General features: G+C 44.3%; 13 protein-coding genes. 4 read left to right on the top strand and 9 right to left on the bottom strand.

The annotated features are described in order from the left end of the window. Positions 1–5: 5 nt before the first annotated feature. The 4 genes from HC965_RS17175 (at position 6) to HC965_RS17160 (ending at position 6626) form a co-directional block, all read left to right on the top strand. On the top strand, positions 6–1604 hold the full coding sequence (locus tag HC965_RS17175) for a RagB/SusD family nutrient uptake outer membrane protein (RefSeq protein ID WP_191032607.1): 1599 nt from the start codon (positions 6–8) through the stop codon (positions 1602–1604). A gap of 38 nt (positions 1605–1642) precedes the next feature. Next, positions 1643–2791, top strand: coding sequence for a SusE domain-containing protein (locus tag HC965_RS17170; RefSeq protein WP_191032606.1), 1149 nt, complete (start codon positions 1643–1645; stop codon positions 2789–2791). Positions 2792–2814: 23 nt separating this feature from the next. Continuing rightward, entirely contained in the window at positions 2815–4182 is a 1368-nt protein-coding gene (locus tag HC965_RS17165) for a DUF5115 domain-containing protein (RefSeq protein ID WP_223854930.1), read from the top strand. Between the two features lie 62 nt (positions 4183–4244). Next, on the top strand, positions 4245–6626 hold the full coding sequence (locus HC965_RS17160) for an alpha-amylase family glycosyl hydrolase (protein WP_191032604.1): 2382 nt from the start codon (positions 4245–4247) through the stop codon (positions 6624–6626). Positions 6627–6844: 218 nt separating this feature from the next. On the opposite strand, the gene HC965_RS17155 is transcribed toward HC965_RS17160, so the two are convergent. The 9 genes from HC965_RS17155 to HC965_RS17115 form a co-directional block, all read right to left on the bottom strand. Next, entirely contained in the window at positions 6845–7609 is a 765-nt protein-coding gene (locus HC965_RS17155) for a UDP-2,3-diacylglucosamine diphosphatase (protein WP_191032603.1), read from the bottom strand. 96 nt (positions 7610–7705) lie between these two features. Further along, entirely contained in the window at positions 7706–8017 is a 312-nt protein-coding gene (locus tag HC965_RS17150; RefSeq protein WP_191032602.1) for a metal-sulfur cluster assembly factor, read from the bottom strand. A gap of 162 nt (positions 8018–8179) precedes the next feature. Beyond that, on the bottom strand, positions 8180–10822 hold the full coding sequence (locus HC965_RS17145; RefSeq protein ID WP_191032601.1) for a glycoside hydrolase family 2 TIM barrel-domain containing protein: 2643 nt from the start codon (positions 10820–10822) through the stop codon (positions 8180–8182). Between the two features lie 34 nt (positions 10823–10856). Further along, entirely contained in the window at positions 10857–13178 is a 2322-nt protein-coding gene (locus tag HC965_RS17140; protein ID WP_191032600.1) for a glycoside hydrolase family 20 protein, read from the bottom strand. Positions 13179–13277: 99 nt separating this feature from the next. Further along, positions 13278–15335 carry a hypothetical protein gene (locus HC965_RS17135; protein WP_191032599.1) on the bottom strand — a complete coding sequence of 686 codons (2058 nt, stop codon included), beginning with the start codon at positions 15333–15335 and terminating at the stop codon, positions 13278–13280. Between the two features lie 28 nt (positions 15336–15363). Continuing rightward, positions 15364–17535, bottom strand: coding sequence for a GLUG motif-containing protein (locus HC965_RS17130; RefSeq protein WP_191032598.1), 2172 nt, complete (start codon positions 17533–17535; stop codon positions 15364–15366). Between the two features lie 47 nt (positions 17536–17582). Further along, the gene (locus HC965_RS17125; protein ID WP_191032597.1) at positions 17583–19538 is read right to left on the bottom strand and encodes a DUF5006 domain-containing protein; all 1956 of its coding nucleotides are present in this window, start codon (positions 19536–19538) and stop codon (positions 17583–17585) included. Positions 19539–19567: 29 nt separating this feature from the next. Then, positions 19568–21358: a RagB/SusD family nutrient uptake outer membrane protein gene (locus tag HC965_RS17120; protein ID WP_191032596.1), complete on the bottom strand. Its 1791-nt coding sequence runs from the start codon at positions 21356–21358 to the stop codon at positions 19568–19570. A 13-nt stretch (positions 21359–21371) separates the two neighbouring features. After that, positions 21372–24698 carry a TonB-dependent receptor gene (locus tag HC965_RS17115; protein ID WP_191032595.1) on the bottom strand — a complete coding sequence of 1109 codons (3327 nt, stop codon included), beginning with the start codon at positions 24696–24698 and terminating at the stop codon, positions 21372–21374. Between the last annotated feature and the right edge of the window lie 149 nt (positions 24699–24847).

Below are 24847 nucleotides of genomic sequence, written 5' to 3'. Positions count from 1 at the left end.
CAATTATGAAATTCAGATATATAAAATCAATCCTATCGGCTGCCTCACTATTACTGGCAGTCAGTGTGACTTCATGTATCGGTGACCTGGATGCCACTCCTATCGACCCGAACATCGTGATGACATTCGATCAGGCAAGCGTTTTTAATAAGATATATGGAACTCTTGGACTCACAGGGCAAAAAGGTCCTGACGGAAGTGGTGACCTGGACGATATTGACGAAGGTACTTCTTCTTTCTACCGTATGACCTGGTGTGCCAACCAATTGATGACAGACGAAGCGATTGTCAATTCATGGAATGACGCCGGTGTCGCCAGTATCGCCGATTGCAGTTGGAGCTCTTCCAATGAAATTGTGACAGGACTTTACTATCGTCTGACATTCGACATCACTTTGTGCAACTACTTCATGGAACAAACGGAAGGACTGACAGATGACGAGAGTACACGCCAGCGTGCAGAGGTTCGCTTCATCCGCGCTTTGAACAACTACTATCTGATGGATTTGTTCGGCAATCCTCCGTATTGCGATAAGGTTTCTACCGAGAAGCCTCAACAAATCAAACGTGCGGACTTGTTTGTGAAGATAGAAGAGGAATTGAAAGAAATCGGCGATGATGCCACAGCTACATTAGCGCAACCTCTCCAATCAACTTATGGTCGTGTAGACCGCGTTGCTGCCTGGTTATTGTTGGCACGTATGTATCTCAACGCAGAAGTTTACACCGGTACACCTCAATGGGGAAAGGCCAAAGAGTACGCCCAAAAAGTAATTGGTTCGGGTTATAAACTGGCTCCTACCTACAAACACCTGTTCATGGCAGATAATGATGGAAGCAATGTAAACAAGGCAAGACAGGAAGTGATATTACCGATTCTGCAAGATGGCGTGAAAACCAAAAGTTGGGGTGGCTCATTGTTCCTTATCGCCGGTACGCACAAGAGTGATACAGGCATGAATCCATGGGGAAGCAAGCAGGGATGGGGTGGCCCGCATTGTCGTCAGGCAATGGTAGCCAAATTCTTCCCGAACGTGAAAGATGCTCCTTCCGTATTGGAAGATCAGATGGTAGTAGCCGCAAAAGACGACCGCGCTTTGATGTGCGGAGTACAAAGAACGACATCGACAGGAGACAACATGAGCTTTACAGACGGATTTGCGTGTGCCAAGTTCTCGAATATCCGTGCAGATGGTGGTTTGACCAGCGATACGGACAATCCGGATATGGATATTCCTCTTCTTCGTATGGCAGAAGCTTATCTGATTGTGGCAGAAGCCAGCATCCGTGAGAACAACGGTGTTTCTAACCAAGAGACAGTAGAAGCCATGCGTGAAATTCGCAAACGTGCAAATGCTACTGAAGCCGCTTCATATACATTGACGGATATCCGTGACGAATGGGCACGTGAGTTCTGGTTTGAAGGTCGCCGCCGTATCGATTTAGTCCGTTTTGGCAATTTCGGTGGCAACTCCGACTATAGCTGGGATTGGAAAGGTGGAGAAAAGCAAGGTACCGGAATCAAGGAATTCCGTAACATTTATCCTATTCCCGCCAATGATATTAATGCAAATACGAATCTGGATCAGAATCCCGAGTATTAAATCAGACCGAAGTTATACTTTTAAATAAACAGAGTAATATGAAAAAAATAAATATACTGACGTCCATATTAGTAGCAACAGCCTTGCTGACTGCCTGCGAAGATGACAGGGACTCGAATCCTACCATACAGGAACCTACTACTTTTGTATTGAACACTCCTGCCAACGCAGCGTCCAATGTCTATGACTTGAACCAATCCAAGAATGTCGAACTGACTTGCACGCAACCGGATTACGGTTATCCTGCCGTAGTGACTTATACCGTGCAAGCGGATTTAACAAATAAATGGACTGACGAAACGGAAACGGCAGATGCTTCTTATCTGACATTACCCTCTACATCTACATCGGCAAAAGTGGATGCCAGTGCTCAGGAATTGAATAAGGCAATCGTAAAACTTGCCGGATGGGCATCGGAGAATGATTACGATGGTGAGCCGATGAGTGTGTTTGTACGTTTATATGCCAATATCGCAAATAAAAGTTATCCTATATATTCCAATTCGATAGAATTGAAAGTAATACCTTATTATATGGATATATCTGACGCCGTTCCGGCGACCTATTATTTGCTAGGTAATTTCATCGGAGAAGTTCCCTGGGGAAATCCTACCATGGAAGCGGGAAGCGCTTATTTCCCGATGTCACTGGTAAAAGGCTATGCGTATGACGCAAATACGGGTAAAGGAGAATTTACTTACACAGGATATGTTCCTGCCGGAGAAGGATTCAAAGTCGTAGCAGTTCCCGGCGCATGGGATGACCAATGGGGAAATGCGGACAGTGAAGGCTTTACCAATTTGGTTAATGACAAGAATTCTCAAAATATAAAAGTGGATGCAGCAGGCTGGTACACGCTTCATCTGAATACGATTGAGAATAAACTGACCATGAAAGCAACTACTTTCGAGACTCAGCCGACAGAATATGATGCTATTACATTGACTTATGGTTCGGAAACTGTTGAATTGACCAAAGTAACCATGGAGCACTCACATGTATGGTATGCCAACATCACAATCGCATCAAGTTGCAAAGCCAAATTCACTTCCGGTGACAAGACTTGGGGCGGAGAGATATTCCCGTTCGGCTCATTTGTTGACGGTGCTACGATCAGCTGCAAACCGGGCGATTATACTGTACTATTCAACGAATTGGATGAGTGCTATTACTTCAAAGCTAAATAGATGAATCTTAAATGCAGATAGATATGAAAAAATTATCAATATATATAACCATGTTACTGGCTGCCTCACTGACAGCTTGCAACGAAGATTTTAATGAAGGGGTAGCTTCTCCACAGTCTTACGGACAGGAAGAAGCCGCCGGAAAGATTACCTTTGCAGCCACAGGTGTAGACCCAATCAATTTGGGAAATGTTTCGGAAGAATCCGTAGTGGTTGCTGTATTTACAGCTCCTGTCGTTCAAGAAGAAGCTACTTTATCCTATAAAATGAAGTTAGATAACAAAGTGACTTTAACAGTAGATGACAGAGGATATGCAACAACGGAAGATTTACAAAATGCAGTGGCACAGATACATGGTATCCGTCCGGTAGAACGCACCATGAATGCAGTAGTAACCGCATATATAGCTACCGGAAAAACAGTATATGCAGCATCGGCCGAAAGCTACGAATTAAAAGTAACTCCGAAAGCCCCGGTCATTGAGGGAGCCTATTATTTAACAGGTTCATTAACTTTCAACAAAGAGGTTGCCTTTGGTAATAAAAGCGGCGACGTATATGCTAATCCGATTTTTACAGTAACTGTACCTGCTTTAACCAATAGTGACGGAGTTGTTCAAGCTTCCGAATTCACTATCCAATCCGTTTCGGGTAAAAAGTACGGCACACTGCAAGGAGAAGCATTAGAAGGGAATTTAGTTCAAAAGGATGATGCCAATGCTATCCAAATACCAGCCGGAGATGACTATAAGAGTGTTAAGATAACGATTGACATGATGAATGGAACTTACGAAGTAGAGAAATTGTCGTATGCTAACTTCTTGTGGGTACCTGTAGCTGACTCTTGGTCTCCTTACAACTCTTCCACTATGACGGGAGTAGATAGTAAACTGCTATTCGGCACAGTATCCATCGAGAATCAATTTAAGCTAACAGCCGGTCCTTCATGGAATGATGGTGACTATGGATATTCGTATTTTCTGGAAAAGACAGGAATATTGCCTGTTGATGGGAGCGATAATATGCAAGTGTCCGAAGCAGGAAACTACTTCTTGAAGGTGAATATGTACGATGACAGGAAAGAAATCAGTGCCGTTAAAATAAGCTCAATAGGCCTTATTGGTGATGCTACCGTTGGTGGATGGAGCGAAGAAGCAGAAACTGATATGCCTTACGATGATACGGAGAAATGTTGGAGTACAACAACTACATTGTCTGCCAATCAATTCAAGATTCGTATAAACAAGAGCTGGAATACAGCTATCGGCGGAAGCTTGGATGCACTCAATGCCGATGGTGGTGCAGGAAACATAGAACTAGACACTCCGGGAGAATATACAGTTAAGTTATACCTTAACGGACGTCTCATTCTGATTAAAAATAATAATTAGTTAATGGCAGAGAACCATCATCTTGCATGAGGGTGGTTCTCACCTTCTTAAATTGAACAAGTATGAAAAAAAATATAAGACATATATTCTGGATGCTATTCTGTCTGTTGACGATAGTAGCCTGTTCCGACGAAAACCATGAGATGTTAATCACCGGACCGGAACTTCCCGAACTGGACCACGAGCCGTCTATTGAAGAGTTAGTAGAAGGACTCAATAATTACCCGACTAAATTCAACGGTGACAAACAAGGTAAAATCTGGTATAAAGCAGCTGCCGGTGACGACTTGTATGGATACACAGGTAATGTATATGTCCACATCGGCATTAACGACTGGATGTATGTTCCTACAGAATGGGGAATAAATGAAGATAAATATAAGGCAGAGAAAGTTGCGGATAACATTTGGTGCTTTACGCTCACTCCGACAGTACGCGAATGGTTCGGTGCAGAAAATGCAGCTAACATTCAGAATGTCTGCATCCTCTTCCGCAATGAGGACGTACTGACCACCGAAAAGAAAACCAGTGACTTCTTTATCACAGTCACCGGAGACAAGACCTTCACACCTGCTCCGGTAGAGATAGCCGCCTGTCCGGTAAATGAAGCAGGAATTCATCCATCTGTTGACGGAACATCTGTAACTTTTGCACTATACGATTTGGATACGGACGGTAATTATAAGGATTATGCTTGCTTGATTGGCGACTTCAATGATTGGGAACTTAGCACAGAATATCAGATGAAGCGTGATAATGACAAACACTTCTGGTGGTTTACGGTTACAAGCATTGATCCTACCAAAGAATATGGTTTCCAATATTATATGGGCAGCGAAAAAGACGGCAATGTCCGCATTGGCGACCCCTATTGTGAAAAGGTTTTGGATGGCTCGAATGATAAATATCTTGTAGAACAGGGAGTTTATCCGGCTAGTGCCATACAGTATCCGAATGGAAAGACAACCGGCATTGTCTCTGTATTCCAAACGAAGCCGGCATCCTACAGTTGGCAGGTGTCCGATTTCAAGATTGAAAATACGGATAATATGGTAATATACGAACTGCTGTTCCGCGACTTTACACAAACAGGAGCCGAACTTGCTACCGGTACTATTAAAGAAGCTACGAAGCATTTGGATTATATCAAGAGCTTGGGAGTGAATGCGATTGAACTGATGCCTGTACAGGAATTCGACGGAAATAATAGTTGGGGATATAATCCATGTTATTATTTTGCAATGGACAAAGCATATGGCACGAAAGAGGAATATAAACAATTCATTGACGAATGTCATAAGCAAGGCATCGCAGTACTGTTAGATGTTGTCTATAACCATGCTACAGGAAGCCATCCATTCGCTAAACTCTATTGGAATTCGAAAGAAAGCAAGACTGCCGAGAACAATCCGTGGTTCAATGTTGATGCTCCGCATCCATTCAGCGTATTCCATGACTTTAACCACGAATCACCGCTGGTACGTGACTTCGTAAAACGCAACTTGAAGTTCTTGCTGGAAGAGTATAAGTTTGACGGTTTCCGTTTTGACCTGACCAAAGGATTTACTCAAAACAAGAGTACTGAATCAACGGCAAGCAATAAGGATGATTCCCGTATTGCTATCCTGAAAGATTATTATGAAACAGTCAACACGACTAATCCTAACGCAGTGATGATACTCGAACACTTCTGTGATTTGGCTGAAGAGTCAGAATTGGCCAATGCAGGAATGAAACTATGGCATAATATGAATTACAACTATTGCCAGTCGGGTATGGGAAAATCAGCAGGTTCCGACTTCTCATCCATGCGGAATAACCAGATTACTGCAAGTGGTTGGGTCAATTACATGGAAAGTCATGATGAAGAAAGAGTGGCATATATGCAAACAGCTGACGGTAATCTTCAGAATGCAGACCTTGCTGTTCGTATGAAACAACTGGAAACAAATGCAGCATTCTTCCTGACTGTACCAGGGCCGAAAATGATTTGGCAGTTTGGAGAACTTGGGTATGATTATTCTATCAAGTATAAGTACAATGGCGAAATGGGTTCTGACAAGAATACTGATGCCAAACCTGTGAAATGGGATTATCTTGATAATCAAGACCGGAAAGGCTTATATGAGACTTATAGCACTTTGCTGAAATTGCGCAATGAGAATCCTGAGCTATTCAGTAATAACGCTTTCAAGGATTGGAAAGTAAGTGTTTCCGATTGGGATCAAGGTCGTTATCTAAGATTGGAATCCACTACAAAGAAATTGGTTGTAGTAGGTAATTTCAAGAATGAGCAGATTAATACGAGTGTACACTTTGGCAATACAGGAACTTGGTATGAATTGAATGGCGAGACATTGAATGTAACTAGCAGTGATGCACAGCCTGTTACTATACCTGCCAATAGCTTCAAACTATACACAAGTTTTCAAGTAAATAATTAATTGTGCAATTGTTATCAGAACTACCATAGAAGATAACCTATGATAATGTAATAAATCCCTACTTCACAGTGTTGAAGCAGGGATTTATTGCTTTAAATATATTCTTATCAGTATAGAGTTCTCACCTCAAGTATGAGCTCCTTTCCCGTCCATTTAAGCGTATTAGTTGTTTCATACCGTGAAACTATTAGTTCCAAACGGGGTTGAAACTTTTTGCCTTATACTTGCGTCTCTCCTTCTATATATTCTTCCAGGAAAAGGTTCACGCCATCAAACACGGCATAAGAGAAGAAATTAATCCAATCCCCTAAAATCAAGACACGGGAAGTAGCACTTAACATCAAATCAAGTTCAATGTGGCGATGTCCGTAAATAAAGAAATTGATATTCGGATGACTTTTCAAATACTCTTTAGTGTACAACACCAAGTGCTCCTTATTCTCTCCCATATAATCCGGTTCTTTCCCGTCAATTCGTTTCTGTCGGCTGCGTTTTGCCCATGACAAACCTAATTCGACACTCCAACGGGGATGGATGGCAGAGAACAACGTTTGTAAAGTGGAGCTATGGAACATCCAGCGAAGCAGTTTGAACGTCTTGTCCGGATCTCCCAATCCGTCGCCATGGGCCAGATAGAATTCTTTCCCATAGATTTCGGTAGTCAGCGGCTGATGGTGCATGATGACGCCACATTCTTTGGTAAGGTAATCGCCACACCAGATATCATGATTACCAATAAAGTAATGAACTTCCACTCCCATATCCGTCAGTTCGGATATTTTTCCTAGAAAGCGGGTATATCCTTTGGGAACCACCAACCGGAATTCATACCAAAAATCGAACATATCCCCCAGTAAGTACACGGCGGAAGCCTTGTGCTTTATGCTGTCGAGAAAGTTCACCAAGCGTCTTTCTTGGGTGCGTCCGTGTTCAATGGCACGGGAGCCAAGATGCGCATCGGAAAGGAAATAAACGTTCTTCATGAGTTTTCTAGTTGTTAGTTATAAGCAGTAGGTTATGAGTTGTAAGTTATAAGCGGTAAGTTATGAATTGTAAGTGTGGATACTGTTCACTCATAACTAAAGAAAACCCAGTTCGAGTTTCGCTTCCTCACTCATCATGTCCTTATCCCATTCCGGTTCGAAGACCAGGTTAATGGTAGCCGAGTTCACACCATTTACTGATTCTACTTTCTGGCGAATATCTTCCATGATAAAATCAGCAGCCGGGCAATTGGGGGCTGTCAGTGTCATATCAAGTACTGCCTCTCCATTGTCAGAGACATCGATTTTATAAATCAGGCCAAGATCATATACATTCACCGGAATCTCCGGGTCATATACCGTCTTTAGCATGGCTACAATCTTCTCTTCTATTTCTATTTTTTCCATATGTTCTTACTATTTATTTGTATCGCAAAGATAGAGATAAAAAACGAAACATGAAAAATTAGGCACGGAATGCGTATCCCGTGCCTAAAGAATATACTATTATTCTCTATCTCCGGTTAATAAAAAAACGTACCGGGATAGTAAATTGTTGCGAAAGGAGTATCAATTTCTCTTTTCACCGAAATCAGTCTGCTGTCTTTCCACTTCCTTTAACTTCAACTCATTCAGTTCACGACGCAATCGTTCCAATTCCAGTTCGGCATCATTCTTTTTATCATCCATCGAGGATGATTCTACCTGTTTGATTAGCGATTCTTCTTTCGCGTCAAAGAGCAATGGATACATCGGGGCAAAGGTAGTCAACTCCAGTTCTCCACTTACAGGCATTTGTGAACCTTCGAACAAGACACTAGCCGTAATCTTTATCTTACCCGGTTTCGTAGTGGACTGAATCAGTACAGGAGCGCTTCCCCACTTCACGGGAGCAGGATTTGCCAACACACCGGCATCTCCCAGGATACGTCCTTCACCTTCGATAAAAAACTTGATATAATAGTTATTCAGGCGTTTTACATTGCCGTTTTTATCAGTGACTTCGGCTATAACCGTCACAAAATCGGAGCCATCCGCACGCAAGTTCATACCTTCGTTATCCACCCTTAAACGAATCTGTTCGGCACGACGGGCGGGCAGTACTTTATGCGTAGCCACTACTTTTCCGTCGATTAGTCCTTCTGCCAGCATGTACACATCTTCCTCGTGTTTTTCACGAGTCAGCTTCTTATCCGTCATAAAATCAAAGACATCGCGGAAAGTGATTATCGGTGAAGGCATTCCTTTTCGTGCTTTATCTTTCTTGTAAGTATAGACCTTTCCGCCTTTATTAACCGTCAGGCGTACTTCATCGCAGTTTGAGTAAACTGTTACGTCTTTATTAGAGAACGGTGTCATCTCGTGAGCGATATATACCATCGGACCGCTTTCCGCAATTCCATCAGAAACTTCAGCCGGACGTTGGGCTTTGAACATATAATAAGAGTACTTCGGCTGACGGAATACATCCATCACTCCGCCATAGAAAGGATCGGGATGATAACCGCGCTGATGATCGAACGAATGCCACAAACAACCACCGACATGCCAGGGAGATTCCTTGTACAAAGCATCATAACAAGTATAGTCATAATATGGAGAAGCATAATGCGCAGCCTGTACCAACATAGGTTGTTCTCCCCAGTTACGGGCTGTACGGCTCGGAGAGTTGTGCGAACTCCAGTTATCTACATTATCTCCCCATTCACGTGTAAAATAAGTAATCTTCGGGTCGCGTTTCGACACTTCCATCGGGTGGCAGAACTGAACCGGGAAATATTGCGCTCCCCTTGCCTGTGTATCACATCCTGAATAACAAGACGGGTAAGGATATTCTTCATCGACGATTGTTTTCACACGTCCGGCAAAATCTTCGGGATACCATGTCTCGTTCAATATCGGTTCCCACAACCACACACAAGGATGATTACGGTCACGACGAACCAAATTACGAATATCATTATAAACCCGCTTGGCAAAAATCGGTTCATCATTCCAAAATTGCCATCCCGGAGTATTCACGATAACAAACAGACCGAGTTCGTCACAAGCATCCATAAACGCGGGGTCTTGTGGACAATGCGCGTTTCGAATCACTTCCAGCCCCAAGTCTTTCAGTTTCTTGGCATCACGCCAATGAATACTGTTGGCTACCGCATTTCCCACCACTGCAAAATCCTGATGGCGATTGGCGCCTATCAACGGCTTTCCATATGGTTTTCCGTTCAGCCAAAAACCATCCTTGCCTTTAAACTCAATGCTACGGATACCCACACGGCGGCGATACCCATCCACGACCATCCCATTCTTATCATAAATACGTACATACAGATTATACAAATACGGTGATGAAGGCGTCCATAAATGAGGTTGTTCCACTTTCATCTTACAACTGCGGCTTATCACATCCCCTTTACGGATACTTAGTTTCACATCCGACGACGCTACTTCTTTTCCGTCCCGGTCTACTAACGAATAGCCGATGTTTCCTGCAAAATTCTGTTTGTTATCATTGCGTATATGCGCTTTCAACAAAATATCCGCTGACTGTTCTGAAATATTATCTGTAGATATAAACAATCCGCCTCCGGCTATTTCATTCTCGTAGTTCGGGTCTGTTATAAACACCTGATTATGCGCAATCAGCCAACAGTCCCGGTAAATACCGCCGAAGTAAGTATAGTCCAGTACATCCTGTGGTTTTCCGGGAGCATAAGCAGGATCGTCACTATTATCAGCCCATACGGCAATGACATTATCTTCTCCCCACTTCAAAGCATCGGTCACATCTACCGATACGGGGAGATAACCACCGAAGTGCTCCGCCAACAGTTTACCGTTTACATAAATCTTGCTTTTCCCCATGATGGCTTCAAAGTGCAGAAATAACTTCTTTCCTTTCAGCGCATCCGATGGAGTAAAATGTTTGCGATACCAAATCTCTCCCTGATAGTTGATGCATCCGCTGGCTTCGGTAGGAAGATACTCGATGCCGTCAGGCAAAGAGACTACCCGCCAGGCTTTATCATCAAATTCCTTTGCTTCGGCACCGATAACGCTCCCTTTATAGAAACGCCAGGCCGGATTCATTGAATACACTTCACGGCCAGTATCCGGTAATCGGAAAAATCCGGCTGTTGAGAACTCCGGTTCATGAGCATATGTCATCAGAACCAAACAGATATACACCAAGCTAACAAAGATTCGTTTCATATATAAATAATACCTATATAAATAATTCCTATACTTATTTTATAATAATTTCATCGTAATAATAGCGCGACTGTTGTCCCGGCCGCAAATGATTTTCCGGACACAGACCTGCATTCCTGCTTGTCACACGTACATATCGTGCCTTTGCATTATTTATCTTAAATGCAATATCCTCAATAAAGTTACCTTCTTTAAAGATTTCATCGGAAGTGAAAGATTTCTCACCTACTACTGTGAAACGCGCATTATCTTCAGAAACTTCAACCTTGACGGACTTGGGTTTATGCGCTCCCATACCATAATTCGTAAGACATCCTAACGCCACTTCATGAATCACTTCCGGTTGCAATAAGTCAATTGTAAAAGATGCTTCCGGCATAGCATCCCATGTGCGCCATTCAAAATCGGACTGTCGAAGGCTTCCTCTCACACCATTAGTCAGCAAATTATCAATCTTTTGAGCATTCAGTATCGGTTTGGCAGTAGCCTTATTCCACACTAAGGGCAGATCTAGTGTTTGTCCTATTTGTTTGCCATTGGCAAAGGTAGCACATTTCAAGTAAGTTGTACTATTTATTTCCAATGATTCAGTGTATAAAGCCGAAGATTTTCCAGGTTGCATACCATCAGTCGTATATCGAATCTCTACATCGGGGCGGATACATTCCAGTTTGACATTCAGTTTACCGTTATTGGCGGTAACCGTATGCTGGATGTTATACATAGATTCGGAGTATATGATTCCTTTCGCATTCAGATGAGCCGTGTAGTTATCCATAGCTTTCAGAAAACGACGCCAGTCTTTAGTCCCTTTAGGTGCCCAAGCAATTTCGGCCAATGCAGCCAAACGGGGAAATATATGATAGGTCACATCTTCGGGCTTGTTGCAGAATTCCGTCCACATACAGGCTTGTACCCCCATTAATAAAGGTTCATATTCAGGCTTCCAGCCTTTTTGCACGGGTTCATAATCATATACGTCTTTCAGAGTAATGTTTCCGAAGTAAGTCAGCGGTTCAAACCATTGAGGTCCTTGGTAGCGAATCAGATAGGTCACACGAGCGGGAGTCATCACAAAACGATGTCCTTGTGCCGCCGCTTTCAAGGCGGCTTCTCCATATCCTTGCCACCCGAATATCACGGCATCTTCAGGAATCTTACTGTGTGTCAATTCATCCCATCCCATCAATACTTTACCTTTAGTTTGCAGGTACTTGCCCATCCGGTTCATAAAATATCCCTGCAAGGCTTCTTCATCTTTGAGCTTTTCTTCACGAATCCGTGCCTGGCACAACGGGCATTTCTTCCAGTACGTTTTCCATGCTTCGTCACCACCCAGGTGTATATACTTGGAAGGAAACAATTCAGTCACTTCATCCATGATTCCTTGCAAGAATTCAAATGTCTTATCATTCCCCGCACAGTAGATAATATCCGTATTACTGCCACCCAATCCCGGCAACACACTAATAAAATCTTCCACTACCGGACACGCATACTGTGGATAAGCAGCCAAAGCTGCATTGGAATGTCCCGGAATATCAATTTCAGGGATAACCTGTATCTGACGTTCGGCAGCGTAAGCGACAATTTCCTTTATATCTTCCTGCGTATAAAATCCGCCTTTGGGAGTTGGTTCACCCTGTTTCTGATTTCTACGGTCGGGAAAAGTTGCATCCCCCCGATTCACACACCAGGCTCCTACTTCTGTCAAGCGTGGATATTTCTTTATTTCCAGTCGCCAGCCGTTATCATCACTCAAATGAAAATGCAGCATGTTCAGTTTCAGCATTGCCATACAGTCGATAATACGCAGCACTTCTTTTTTCGGCGTAAAGAACCGGGAAACATCCAACATCATCCCCCGATAGCCAAAGCGTGGCTCATCATTGATAGTAACAGCGGGAATCTTCCACTCCGCATCTACCCGGACTACATTCTCTATAACAGGCGGCAGTAACAGACGCAGCGTCTGAAGTGCATAAAAGAAACCTTTCTCATCGGCCGCCTTTATTTGGATATGTCCGGCAGATACCTGCAAGTGATAGGCTTCCGGCTTCATCTCAACATCGGTTGTAAGGCGGACAGCGGCTTCTTTCACTCCGATTTCAACCTTCGGAGTAAATCCGGCTGCTTGCATAAATAATGCAGCAAAGTTATCCACTATCTTTTTCTGTTCCTTATTCTCTACTGCAAAGACTGTGTTCGGAGAAAACGAAAATTCTCCTTCCCCTATTGTCATTTGTACCGGAGCAGGCACTATCAAAGGATTGCCGGAAACCGCATATGTATTCCAATTGCTATTAAAGAACAGCCCTGTCAGCAGTAACGCTATAATAATATTATTTTTAGTCATATCTGTACATCGAGATTAATAAGAATCCTCTCATTCGTCCTTTTCTGACGTATGAAAACAAGGAAGAACAAGAGGATTCACTATTCAAGTATATTACAACTATTCTATTTTCCGAATACTCAAAGGTGCGTTATCATCAGCCGGATTTGCAGTAAATTCGAAACCTGAATCAGAAACGGCGGTATTCATAGAGGCAGCTTTACTACGAAGTTCGTCCGCACTGTCTACCTTGCTCGCACCCGAAGCAATAGCAGCACCACCGGAAGCATTGTTACTATTCATAAAGTAACATTCGCTTATAGACGCAGCAGCGTTCCATCCGCCGACCAGGCCGCCAATGTTCGTAGCTGAAGCTATTGTAATCGTTGAGTAGCAAGCTGTAACAGTAGCAGGAGAACCACTATTACCAATCAGTCCACCTACTCTGGAACCTGAAGAAATCGTTATCGAACCTGCTGCATATGAAGCGATGAGTTTAGAACTATTATTATGGGCTCCGACCAAACCACCGGCATTTGCCGCCGTATTCAGACGGATTACCGGCAAAGCATAACTACCGGTTATAACTCCACCCTTGTTCCAGCCTACCAGTCCACCAACTGAGCCTGTATTCGCGCCATTATACACCAAAGTGACAGTCTCGTCAACAGAAGAACCTTTTATATTGGGAGCATTCCAGTTGCCGTTGGTACCTACAAGTCCGCCGAAGTCAGCTTTTACACCATTGGCAACGGTAAGGGTCGCATTTCCTTCCAGTCTGCAATCAATGATTGCCGCGCCTGCCACATTATTGATTCCGGCAAAGGCACCCATTGTCGTATTATTAGCATTGGCAGTAAATGTTCCTCCGATGACCGTACAAGCCTGGATTATTCCTGAATTTGTAGCGGCAAAGGCACCAATCGTTGTAGCTGTTGCGCTATTTATCGTTATATTTTCCAGTGTCAGGTTCTTAATCGTACCACTATTCTTGGCAAATAAGCCCATGCCGCCTGCGTTATCCTGAATGGTAAGATTAGAAATCTTTTTATTGTTACCATCGAATATTCCTTTAAATTCGGTTATCGGAGTCCATGCTTCCTTACCGGTCCAGTCAAGGTCTTTATTCAAGGTTATTACTGTTGCAGCATTACCGATAATCGTTAAATCACTTGCCAGGTTTATAAGTCCTTCCTCTTTGGTAACCAAATACTTATTAGGTTCCGTCTCCTCATATCCCAACTCTGCGACTAAAGCAAAGGACACGCCATATCTCTTTCCCGCGATATACTTATATCCATCTCCGGCGACCACCGATTCTGCATCATAAAGTTCACTAACCTTTCCTTTCTTCTCAATGGTTTCCGGCTCTTCGCTCCCTTTTTGTACAGTAACGGTGAAAGTCAGTTCCGTATCTTCCGCCATATCCGGTATTGGAAAGAAATTCATATATCCGTATCCAACCGCATTTTTGGCTATTTCAAGGTTTGACAGATTCAACGTCCGGCTAGCTACTTTATCACTATACGTTTTCTCTTCTCCCGAAACAGTCAATGTTTTTGGGAATATAGCAGTTTCGCATGAAACGGTAACGCTCTTTATCTTATAACCATCAGGTCGTAAATTCCTGATACTAAATTGATAGAGCGCCGTCAGATGCTCAAAATTCAGATTAGTGACAGTTGTTCCGTTTACCGTACCTTTGGCAAGCATATGCATTGTACTTTGCAATTCCGGTTTATCCCCGCTCTGCGTCACATTATCCGCTAATGTGAAAGTAAAAGCATTCGCCGTAGTCGGGGAATCTTTTTTAGGATAGATACCCCATACGGTGGCTCCCTCTGTAAAGGCGCCATTTCCCGTAAATTCCACATTCTTCGACGGCTCGCTATCATCATAGCTCACAGAAGTGAAATTATAGCCGTTCGTTCCATTCCATATGGTGACTGCATCATCCGTATTCCACATAAAGGAACGCCCGTCCTCCTGCACGTTGGCACGTGTCGATGGCTCTTTCTCCGTCGTTTTATAGCCCTGGATAGAAGCGACAGTCGTATATGCTCCCAATTCTCCCTGCGGCACCTGCCTGCCCTCGTCCATAATAACATCTTCGCTGCAAGAGCTTAGGGCGGCTGCGGTAAGCAGCCCTATCCCTAATAAAGAATATATTTTATTCATGGTTTAATCTTTTTCTGTTATCAATTCGTTAAATATCACCACCATCTCCGAAGTCTGACCCACCGAAGCCCGGAACGGACACTGCCGGTTGCAGAACTAATGGTTGAAGTGTATTCGTTCCCGTATCCTCATTCACTTTGAAATTAAATCCAAAGCCCGGTTCGGCTTCTTCTATCGCCAGGTTCAGATAACGCACTTTGCTTCTAAGACTTTCTGCCGTCACCTTCGCGATACCGTTTGACGAGTTGTTGCCTGTGGCATTATTCACTGTTTCATTAATGAAATAACATTCGGCGGCATTTCCGCTGTTTGTTCCCATGAAAGCACCGAACTTACCACTGTTCGAGGTCGTAGCCGATAGCAGGGTGGTTGCGTAACAGGCTGTGACGATAGTAGTACCTCCATTATTGAATCCTATCAATCCGCCTGTATTATTGGCTACTCTACCACTTATTGTACCGGCTGCATAAGAAGCAAGTGCAGTACCGTTGGCATTCACTCCAATCAATCCACCGGCCTGTGCCGAACAATTAATAGTCATCTCCGCCAACGAATAGCAACCTTTTATCTTACCCAAATTATTGTATCCTACGAGTCCGCCAACATTTGAAGCACCTGCCGAATTAGTAGGATGGATAATAGCGACTGCTCCTACGAATGAGTTGATAATCAAACCCGTTCCGCTATAATTCTCACCGACCAAACCACCCAGGTTTGCGTTACCCGAATCACTGGCATTCAGTCTTAGCGTAATAGTTCCGCTTACTACACTGGAATTTTCTATCCTTGCGCCCTGGGCATTCTGTCCTACCAGTCCGCCTACTTTAGCAGGTTTCGTAACCGTAGCAGTCAGACCTTCAATGCTGCAATTCTCAATAATGCTATTATTAACGGCAGCCAATGTACCCGTACCGGTAGCTATATCACTGGAGAATCCCGGATTTTTAAGAGTCAGATTCCGAATCGTTCCATTATTGTTCGCGATAAATCCTTCCTCAGCTATCATCAGATTCTCAATCGTAACGCCATTACCATCGAATGTACCGCTAAAGGCAGAAATCGGTTCCCATATTTCGTTACCAAAATCAATCACGCCATTTTCAATATATTCTTTTTCCAAAGTAACCGTCACGCCACGATGCTGCTCCATAATCTGCTTCCATCCCAGGAGACCCGTCTTATTATAGATATGTATATTCCCGTCATCATCAATCAGATATCCTTCTTCCGGCACTTTGAAACGATAATCCAGTTCAAAGTCCATCTTATACAGCCTGCCTGCCGCAAACTGATAGGCAGAAGCGTCCATATCGAGTCCTATCTTATTCTTCAAATCTTTCATGGGAACTTCCTTCAGAAGGATAATATCCTGTTCCTGGTCGTTGTTCAACACATTAACAGTGATGCTCAACGGCGCATTACTTCCTATCAGCCTGGTATCTCCATACGTGGTAGGCAGCAAATTTACATACCCGTTCAGCGTTCCGTTCACAACCAATGCCTGCCCCTGCATATCCAGTATCACTTTCTTGCGCATGCCTGAGTAGCTTTTCACTTCTCCGTTATCATTAATCTTCACTTCAGCCGGAAATACGTTATCATCCGTTTCCATGGTGATAGTCCGTATTTTGAGTTCACGATCGGAAGTGTTCGTCAGATTAAACTGAACAAGTGCGGTCAACGGTGAGAAAGTCAATGCCGGAATCTTATTATCAGCTACATTCCCGGCAGCTATCATATACGTAGTAGCTTTCAACTCCGCCGTACCGGCAGTCTGCGTACAGACTTCCGGCATGGTAAAAGTAGCCACCTCATTGAATGCCTTTATCTCCTTTTCAGGAAATACCGCAATCACCTTATGCCCGTTTTTCACTGCGGCCTGACCAACAAACTCCGCTTCTGCCTTAGGTTGCGCAGCATTGTAAGCTGAAGAAATGGCAAAACGATAATTCTTGCCCGTATTACGATTCAATAAGGTGAAAGCATCTTCACTATTCCAGGCATATACACCTTCCTGTATGTTGGCGCGTCCCAAAGCTTCCGACTGTCTGATAGAAGCGGTCAGCGTATAATCGGCGAGTTCACCGGCAGCGTCGTCTCCCCCACCCGCATTCTCATTCACAATCTCATCCTCTCCGCAAGAAGTCAGGCCGATTGCACTCAACAGTCCAATACTCAATAAATAATAAACTCTTTTCATAATTATATCAAAGTTTATCTGATTCAACATCTTAAATTTAGCAACTACTAATACATCGGCTTGTTACGGCTCGGAGTACCATTGCCATAATAACCATAGTTCGACTTCTTATAGAAACGTATCCAATCTATTTCCATACGAGGTGTATCGTTACTGGTCTTGCTGTCCTGATAAGAAATATTCTTGAAATCATCCGCCCAGTCTTCCGCCAGGTTATTATCCAGCGCCCATTCATTGCAACCCGCAAAAGTCAGCAGCAAGTGCATACCTTCCGGATTGTAACCGTCTTCAAACGGCCAGTGCGTAGAACTGTTCCATCGCGAACCGCCGAGACTTCCCGTAAAGCTGCCGTCACGCTTGATACATAGATTCTCTTTACCGTTGATACCTAAAACGATTTCGTTATTGTCTCTCCACTCCATCCAATAGATATCAAAATCATCCATATCCGATATGCCTATCGAGCCCGAAGTCGGCCGGTATTTATCGGCATTCTCCGAAATCGTTTTATCATTCCAGTGGAAAGTCTGCCAAGCGTTATTCATGCCGCCTACACTGCCGCCTTTCTTGTTTGCCGGATTTTCCAGCAAATCGACCTCGCCATAAGTAGACCACTGCACGTTTCTGATATTTCCCTGGAACCACACTGCCGTATTGAAAGAGTGTTTCTTTCCACGTATGCGGATTCTGACTTCAACACGGGTTCCCGGCAGGATACGCACATTATTCGCTTCCCATGAATCGGCACCGGTAGGCACACCGTCAAACTTACTTGCATAGAAAGCCGACACTCCATAATCTCTTGTTCCGGTCACTCCGCCTGTAGTTGCCAATCCCGGGTCACGCGCGCACCACATTCTCAAATACCCTTCCTGTGTCATCGTTGAATATTTCTCATTCACGACAGCCTGTACTTTCTGCGTATTGGCTACATTTTGTGCCGCCATGAAGCGCGGCGGACGATTACCATATTCATTCGGTTCTTCTGCTCCGCCCTGTGTCAATGCACTAATCGGATGGAACTCGTAAGAATTCAGGAACATCCATCCCTGTGCAGCCAACGATTCATTCGGATGCGGGTCCCCTTCTTTGATTTCCAAAGCGGAAGCATATCTCGTAGCGTCCCATTTTTCCACAGCCTTTTCATTCGTTGCAGAAACAAATACCTGGTCGGGGTCAATATATACCCAACGTTCATCGTACATCTTGGTCGCTTCGTCCAATCCTCCATCTATATCCGTTACTTTAATATCCAGTTTATTCCCATACAAAGGATGCGCTTCCGAATCCGTAGAGAAAGATAAGGAAACGGATTCAAAGTCATTTGTCCCCTGCTGTCCTTCGATACGCACGGGGTCTGACTCCGCCGTCTGATAACCGGCCTTCACAATCAGGTATTCCGGTAAATTACTGAACTTGTCTCCTTCACCGGAACCCGTAGTAATAAAGACTTTCACATCTTCCTTAGCCGGTGCTCCCACTGTGGCGAGTAACACAAAATAGCCATATTCTTTCACTGTATTATCCGAATTGTTTTTCAGTGACATAATCGTATAGTGTCTGTCGGAAACAACAATCGGACGTTCGGCAGCATTAATCTGATATCCTCTGACATATGCGGTGATAGTACCGGAAACGGGATAATCAGTCAGGTTTTCTTTGACTGTAAACTCAGCAAAACCTTGTTGCTCTCCTTTCTGCAAGGCGATATGTCCTGTAAATCCGTCAAAGATATCAGAAGCAGATACTTCCTTCTGATTCACGTCCTTACCGGCAAAAGTCAAAGTCACGTCAATATCTTCATCCAAAGCCAGGTTGTTATTCTGTTGGTCTATCTTAACGGTAAACACCACTTTATCTCCGATGGCAGCACTTTGAGTACTAATCTCCGCTACCAGGTTTCGGGTTTCTCCTATCGAAATGATAGTCTCGGTGTCATTACAGCCTGTCATTACCAGTATCAACAGGCAAATGGGTAATAACCCATAGAAATACTTTCTCATAATGTATTTATATTATATCATTAGTATGATTACCACTTCGGGTTTTGATGTAAGGTCTTATTCAGTTCCAGTTCGGAAGGGGGAATCGGCAACAGATAATCCCTGTCTGCATGGAATTGATACCCATTCGTTAATGTTCCTGCCATCGGGTCAGCCCAGCCTTGTTCATCCACGGTGAGCCGTTCTCGGATAGTCTTTTGATTTTCAGGGCTGAAAGCACCGAACAAGAGAGATTCATCGCCCACATAAGCACCTCTGCCCCGTTGTCCGACAATCAGTTTATCGGCTTTCCAACGCATCAGGTCGTCCAGGCGGAAACCTTGCAAAGCCAGTTCCGAACGGCGTTCACGACGGATTTCCTGTAAGACAGGTGTCAGTTCATAACCGAAACTGCTGAAGTTGGCATCACGGGAAGCAGGTTTTACATAAGTTACTCCGGCACGTTCGCGAAGGGCTTTCAGCGTTTTTGTCAATACATCTTCAGTGCATTGCCCCAGTTCTGCGGCAGCCTCAGCATAGGCAAGCAACGCTTCTGCATAGCGAATCACAGGCAAAGCCGTTTCACCATTACCATTCACAAACGTAGTGTCGATACCCAAACGGGTATGGTAGCCTGTCAAGGAACGGGAGTTGCCGTCTCCTGCCAGTTTGGGAGCGCTGATTTTGTCTTTGGCTGTTTCCGTGTATGCTTCAAGGTGCATCGGGCGGGCAGTAGTGGCGGAAGCAAACTTCGCTCCTTCGTTCATCACTGTCTGAATAAGCCGGGGGTCACGACCTTCAAAGGTTTTTATGAAATCCTTGAATTTCTCGTCTTTAGGATTAATAAAGGTACCATCCTCATTCAGATAGTTATCGACCAGGCTTTGCGTAATGCCGGCAGCACCTTCCGTGTCTACGACACCGGCTTTGAGGTTCGCATTCACCGAATGGAAGACTCCTTCTTCATTTGAATATTTTCTCCACAGCAGCACTTCGTCTATTCCCGACAAATCGGTACTGTTGAACAGGACAGCATAAGCATCTCCGGGATTTACACCTGTCTTATACAAGTCGATGCCGCATTTGAACAATTCATCTCCCCACTTTAGTACTTCGCCCAGGAAATAAGCCGATTCATTGGCGGGTGAAGCGAAGTCGGAACCTTCATGGTATTTTTCCCAGGTGCCTTCATACAGGGCAACATTCATGGCCAATACCATAGCAGCTTCTTTATTCACACGGATTCCCGAATATTTGCTGCGTGAGTTCAGCATACCTTTCGCCTGTTCCAAATCACTCAAAATAAACTTGGCAACCTCATTACGCGACTTTGCAGGAATCTGTAAGCCTCCCACCGTTGCATTCTCATCCCAAAAAGAATCCATCACGGGAATAGGGCCAAACTTCTTCAATAAATAGAAATGCCAGTAAGCGCGGAAGAAATATGCTTCTCCTTTCAGGGAGAGTACATCCTGTGTTTCCAGTTCTTCCGGTACTTTATAATAATAGAAGAAGTAGTTCACTTTGCGCAGATTCTGAAATCCGGTCTGCCAGTCGGAAGCTCCGCTGAACTGATTGTTCTGTCCATGCAGGCGCGGGTCATATTTCTCCGCAATGATGTTATCACTGTTTTTTTCTTCGCTGCGGACTCCCATGCCGAATTTACTGAAAGAAGGCAATGTGATATAAAGTCCGTTGATATAATTCTCAACCTGAATCTGTCCGGTCAGGAACGTACCCGCTTCCGGCTTGGTCATGGGTTCTCTGTCCAGGAAATCGGCACAGGATGAAAGCGACCCTATCGAAGCGGCTACAAGAGCCATTATTAATATCTTTTTCATGATTTTCTACTGTTTAAAAAGTAAATTCAACACCGAATACATAGTTTTTATTTAACGGATATACCTTTCCGTTACCATTCTGTTTCATCGGAGAAGTCAGCCCCGGAGCAGTCTCGTTACTACCACCGGCCCATGTATTCACCTGATTCAAAGTTTCCGGGTCGAAGACATTCGGTAAATTATCAATGGTGAACAAGTTGTCGCAAGTGAAATATACTTTCAGATTCTCCAGTCCTATCTTCTTTATCAGCTTCGGCTGGAAGGAATAAGACACCATTAAGTTTTTCATACGCATATAGGCGGCGTTCAGCAGATAGCGGGTTGTGTTGTAGCCTGCATTCGCGTTATATTCGGGACTATCCGGTTTGGTCAGTCGTGGCAGGTAAGCGCCCGGATTAGATACGTTGTAATAGTCGAGGTGCTCTTTGAAAAAATTCGAGTCGCCACTGAATAGATAGGTACTTGCAGCCATCGGATAATCACGTTTCATCACGCCCTGGAACAAGGCTGACACTTCAAATCCTTTATAACCTGCATGCAGATTCAGACCGAATGAATAGCGCGGAGTCGTATTACCGATAACTTTCAGGTCGCCGTGGTCTTTCAGCGTACCTGCTCCCGGGTCTATTTTGCCGTCATTATTCGAATCGACATATTTCAGGTCACCACGCTGCCAGTCTTTATTCGGCTTGAAGAAAGACATATCTACGTTTCTCAGATATTCGTCCACTTCCTGGTTGGTCAGGAACAGGTCATTGGCCTCGTATCCCCAGATTTCTCCCAAATCCATGCCTTGATAATAGCCTTTGTTACGTCCAAGACCGGTATGGTTATTGTAAATCAATCCTTCGGGATTATTGTATTTGGTAACGATGGCTTTATAATCGAAGATATTAAATCCGATACCGTAGCTGAAGCCGTTCTTTAGTTGTTCTGCCCAGTTAACTGATAATTCCCATCCGCGATTGCGCAATGTGGCATTGTTCACCTTTGCCCGCTGGTCGACTGCGATACCGCCGATATCAGGAATGGCTTCGGCCGGGCCAATCATGTCTCTCGTCATACGTTGATAAATATCCGCAGTAATAGTCAAACGGTTGTTCAACAGACTCAGGTCGATACCCAGGTTGGCATTATCCACTTTTTCCCAGGAGATGAACGGGCTTACCATGGAAGGGGTCAGCGCAACCGTTCCGCGTACAGGTGTAGCAGAAGTTATACCGGAAAGTAACCAGGCCGATGAATATTCAGGGCGCAGAGTCATGAAATTCAGATAGTCATACAGTCCGGCTCCGTTCTGATTTCCCAAACGTCCGTAGGATACACGTACCTTTAACTGGGAGACAGGCACGTTCAATTGTTTGAAGTAGTCAGTACGGGCGATGTCATAACCGGCAGAGAAGGAAGGGAAGAATCCCCAACGGTTGCCGGAAGCAAAACGGGAAGAACCGTCATAGCGTCCGCTGAACTCCAGGAAGTAGATATTCTGATAGTTCCAGTTCAGGCGGGCATAGAATCCCATGGTAGCCCAATGGTCGCGCGCTTCGCCGTTGTAAGATTTTCCGTTGGCATTGTCGAAGGAGTAGGTATCATCACTTATCACGCCGTCCTTATAGGCGTACATACTCGAGTTGTTCTGTACTTCCATTTGGTAACCCGCCATTGCCTTGAAGAAATGCTCTCCCCACTGGTTCGTATAAGAAGATGAGACGCTGGGAGACAGGTAGTAATTGAACTTGTTTCCACGTGTCATCGAGCCCCACTGTGAATTTGAATATTCAATTCCGGGATAGGAATACCCCTGTCGAGGTGCCGTCACGTTCTCTATCGTACCGTCGGGGCGTGTAGTCCTGGGTTGTTTTTGCAGGAATTTATCATTCTCAACGTCAAAGCGTACTTTCATCTCTCCCATAATATCCCAACCTTTCAAGGGGGTAACCGTAGCTGCGAAAGTCATCGCATCCGAAATCCGGTTTTGTGAATAGTTCACATTATCCAGATAGAGTCCTTCGTTCCACGACGGGAGATTGTAGGGGCCTGAGATGGGGACTTCCGTAACGGTATTGGGCGCCGTGCGGGCAATCTGATGATACAGGATAGACATATTGGGAAGCGGACGGGAAATCAGATTCAACGTAATGTTATTGTTGAAATTGAACTTCAACCAATCATTCGGTTTAATCTGAAATTTAGTATTCACATTGTATTTGTCCAAAGAATCTTCTACACGGTCCAGCAAACCACCCTGATAGGTATATCCCATACCTACATAATAGGTCACTTTCTCGGAACCGCCCGAAATGCTCAGATTATGTGAATGGCGCAGAGAGCTATTCTTATAGAAGTAATCGAACCAGTCCGTATTGGCATACTGGGATTCGCCCCCACGCCAGCCTGTATTATCAGGATTTGCCGTTATACCGGGCAATCCTTCACCATACGGATTCTGCATAAACTGTTCCATCAGTCCGATAGTCTCCTGCGAGAAATAGGGAGACTCACCGATAGAGGCACGGTAGGCATTCTTGTAATTGGCAAAGTCTACCGAGTTCATCATCTTCGGCATATTGATAGGTGAACTGACACCGACGGAGCCGCGATAGGTCACTCTTGCCTTATCCTGTTTACCGCTCTTTGTCGTAACCAGCACCACGCCATAAGCTGCACGTGCTCCGTAAACCGCCGCGGCGGAAGCATCTTTCAGTACGCTGATACTTTCTATATCGGCAGGATTGACGTTCTGCAAACTTTGTTCCACTCCATCTACCAATACATACGGCTCACCGCCATTGATAGAGCCGATACCACGGATATTGAACTTGATTTCTCCGCCGACTTCACCGCCCGTACCGCTCTCCGAAGCATCCGAAGCAAAGTTCAAACCGGCCACGTTACCTTGCAACGCGCTGGTAACATCGGTCACCGGACGGGTAGCGATAGCATCCGAATTGACAGTAGCTACAGCCGCAGTAATGGTATTCCGTTTTTGGGTTCCCATGCCGACTACTACTACTTCATCCAGCATCTCCGAATCTTCTTTTAATACGTAACGATTGCCGGACAACTTAGTAACTTTCGTCTCCAAAGGAGCATAGCCGACATAAGTGATAATGAGGATACTCCCCACTTTACCTTTTATTGAAAAGTTTCCATCCAAATCCGTAATAGCACCATCGGCAGAACCTTTCATCATGACGGTTGCTCCGATTACAGATTCTCCACGTTCATCTACTACCTTTCCGGTAATAGTTCCCTGTTGCGCAAAAACATCGGCAGGGAGAAACAGCAAAAGCATCGAAAAGATACACACTAGTTGCATCCTGATCTGCATTTTCTTCATAACATTACATTAAAGTTAATACTTAAAGTTTGAATTTCACAGGCCGGCAGTATTTCCCGAATCAGTTGCCGCCTCATAGAAATACGTTCCAAAAATAGGCTATTCCCTATATTAGCGGCTTCATAAAATCGCCCAAATGTTTCCAAAAA

This window comes from Bacteroides sp. GM023, from assembly GCF_014750685.1.
In the GTDB taxonomy this organism is placed as follows: domain Bacteria; phylum Bacteroidota; class Bacteroidia; order Bacteroidales; family Bacteroidaceae; genus Bacteroides.
Note: the sequence above shows the minus strand (reverse complement) of the source record. Positions and strands in the feature narration are given on the sequence as shown.

Excerpts from the sequence above, each read along its gene's own strand:
- HC965_RS17165 (WP_223854930.1), top strand. The coding sequence starts at position 2,815 with ATGAAAAAATTATCAATATATATAACCATGTTACTGGCTGCCTCACTG.
- HC965_RS17140 (WP_191032600.1), bottom strand. The coding sequence starts at position 13,178 with ATGACTAAAAATAATATTATTATAGCGTTACTGCTGACAGGGCTGTTC.
- HC965_RS17150 (WP_191032602.1), bottom strand. The coding sequence starts at position 8,017 with ATGGAAAAAATAGAAATAGAAGAGAAGATTGTAGCCATGCTAAAGACG.
- HC965_RS17155 (WP_191032603.1), bottom strand. The coding sequence starts at position 7,609 with ATGAAGAACGTTTATTTCCTTTCCGATGCGCATCTTGGCTCCCGTGCC.
- HC965_RS17115 (WP_191032595.1), bottom strand. The coding sequence starts at position 24,698 with ATGAAGAAAATGCAGATCAGGATGCAACTAGTGTGTATCTTTTCGATG.
- HC965_RS17160 (WP_191032604.1), top strand. The coding sequence starts at position 4,245 with ATGAAAAAAAATATAAGACATATATTCTGGATGCTATTCTGTCTGTTG.
- HC965_RS17170 (WP_191032606.1), top strand. The coding sequence starts at position 1,643 with ATGAAAAAAATAAATATACTGACGTCCATATTAGTAGCAACAGCCTTG.
- HC965_RS17130 (WP_191032598.1), bottom strand. The coding sequence starts at position 17,535 with ATGAAAAGAGTTTATTATTTATTGAGTATTGGACTGTTGAGTGCAATC.
- HC965_RS17145 (WP_191032601.1), bottom strand. The coding sequence starts at position 10,822 with ATGAAACGAATCTTTGTTAGCTTGGTGTATATCTGTTTGGTTCTGATG.
- HC965_RS17120 (WP_191032596.1), bottom strand. The coding sequence starts at position 21,358 with ATGAAAAAGATATTAATAATGGCTCTTGTAGCCGCTTCGATAGGGTCG.
- HC965_RS17135 (WP_191032599.1), bottom strand. The coding sequence starts at position 15,335 with ATGAATAAAATATATTCTTTATTAGGGATAGGGCTGCTTACCGCAGCC.
- HC965_RS17125 (WP_191032597.1), bottom strand. The coding sequence starts at position 19,538 with ATGAGAAAGTATTTCTATGGGTTATTACCCATTTGCCTGTTGATACTG.
- HC965_RS17175 (WP_191032607.1), top strand. The coding sequence starts at position 6 with ATGAAATTCAGATATATAAAATCAATCCTATCGGCTGCCTCACTATTA.